The 522-nt window shown below is 30.7% G+C and carries 1 protein-coding gene; it reads right to left on the bottom strand.

Features of this window, described 5'->3' with window-relative positions; genetic code table 11:
• On the bottom strand, positions 1–497 hold a 497-nt coding region (locus tag CLPUN_RS12990), incomplete at its 3' end, for a hypothetical protein (protein ID WP_143329052.1).
• Positions 498–522 lie beyond the last annotated feature (25 nt).

Raw genomic sequence — 522 nt, 5'->3', positions numbered from 1 at the left:
TCTTTTTGGATTCTTGAATCATGTATGATTTTTGATTTTAATAGTATTGTTATTTGGTCAAATTGGCATAGGTATATCCTATGTTTAACCAAAACTTCTTGTAATTCATTAATAACTGGTTCAAAGTCATAAGTTCTTACTTGAGGTTGCTCTTGAGCTAGTACTTCTTGAGCAACCTCTTTATTAATCCGTAAATCAATCTTTACCTTTTCAAACACCATATCAATTCTGTTCTTAAGTAAGGTAACTACTTCTTTGCTAACTTCTTCCTGTTCTTCTTCTGATATATAACGAGCTAACCAAGCTTTATCTCTCTCCTTTATTTGTAATGAGAAAAACTTATATGGAGTCATTTGACCACTTATTAGTTTTTTTGCATCTTCTGAGTCTGATTTTAAAGTTGCTGATAAAAAGATATAAAGCTCTTCATCAAAGTAACCAGCATTAACTCTTTCCTCTAATTCTTCTAACGGAAAATCAACACCAAATTCAAGCATTTTACTGTCTCCTCTCATTTTTAAT

The sequence above is a fragment of the Clostridium puniceum genome (genome assembly GCF_002006345.1).
GTDB lineage: Bacteria > Bacillota > Clostridia > Clostridiales > Clostridiaceae > Clostridium > Clostridium puniceum.
This window is presented reverse-complemented; position numbering and strand designations above follow the sequence as displayed.